The organism is Paraburkholderia sp. RL17-373-BIF-A, assembly GCF_046030175.1.
GTDB lineage: Bacteria > Pseudomonadota > Gammaproteobacteria > Burkholderiales > Burkholderiaceae > Paraburkholderia.
The window spans coordinates 1-1,314 of the sequence record NZ_JARESO010000267.1 but is presented as its reverse complement, the minus strand read 5'-3'; the positions used below and the strand labels follow the sequence as shown (position 1 = coordinate 1,314).

Annotated in this window: 1 protein-coding gene; it reads right to left on the bottom strand. The window is 60.5% G+C overall.

Features of this window, described 5'->3' with window-relative positions:
• The coding region (locus tag P0D80_RS50225) for a recombinase family protein (protein WP_408296214.1) at window positions 1-1,314 on the bottom strand (1,314 nt) is incomplete at both ends.

The window sequence follows — 1,314 nt, the reverse complement described above, 5'->3', positions numbered from 1 at the left end:
CTTATCGTTCCATTCGTGCTCGAGCGTATCGGCGACCAGGCGGTTATTGGGGTCAACGAGCATGAATCGTCGTTGTGCCAGATCTGCCGCGTACTGCCCGCGTTCGACGGCCCGCAGACGTAATCGGTCTGCTTCGTTGTGCCGAGTTTCAATCTCTCTACGGATCTCCAGCGCCAACTCAACCGCGGCTGGCGTCACCATGGCGGCGACCAGTGCACCGACTGCTTCATCAATGGGCGCTCCTGCAATTGACTGGCAGCAGGGCTCCCCACGAGCGCCTTGTGCGCGATCGCAGATATACCATGCCTCCTGCCGTCCGCGACGCGTGGCATACCGGAGCCGGAAGTGCCGGCCGCATAGTCCGCAAACCGCACGCCCCTGGAGCAGAGCCGCGCCCTCTCTGGGCGGTGACGCTCGCGCAACCTCATATCCGCGACCATTGATCTCGAGAATCTTGAGATTCTGCTGAAACTGTTCCGGCGTGATGTACCCGGGATGGGCGTCCGGGATGCAGGCTAGCCAGTCGTCACGTTCGCGCTTGCGAGGCACATTCTTACCGTCAGCAGTTCGCCGGTAATACCGCCGGCCGTAGACGTAAGTACCGGCGTAACGCGGATGGTTCAGCGTGCGCAGCGCGGTCGACGCGGTGAGCGGCTGGAAGGTAATCAGCTTCTCGTTGCGCATGCGGGATGGAAAACGAAGACCTTCATTCTTGAAGACCTTGACTGTCTGACTGGCCGAGCCTATCCGTGAGAACGTTTCGAAGAAGTACGCGATTGTCTCCCTGACCTGCAAGTCTGGGTCAAGCACCACGTTGCCGAGTTCGTCGTACACGAAGCCAGTCGGGAGTGGACAGCGATACTCGCCACGGCGCGCCTTGTTCAGGATTCCTCCGCGCAATCGGGCTTTGATAACGTGGAGCTCCGCCTCGCTCATCGTACCCTTGAGCCCGAGAAGAAGCCTGTCGTTGAAGGACCCAGGGTTATAGACACCATCCTCATCGAGAATGAGCGTATCAGCGAAGGCGCAGATCTCCAGCAGGCGATGCCAGTCGGCATTGTTTCTTGCCAGGCGGGACACCTCCAGGCCCATGACGATGCCCGCGCGTCCCATGCCGACATCCGTGACCAGTCGTTGAAATCCTTCCCGCCAGGACGCCGATGCGCCAGACTCGCCCTGGTCGCTATCGATGGTAATGATCTGGTCGTCGCGCCATCCAAGCGCGGTCGCACGCCCACGAAGGGCATATTGCCGCTTCGTGCTCTCGACGTTCTCGACGACCTGTCTCATCGACGACTGCCGGACGTAAAGGTA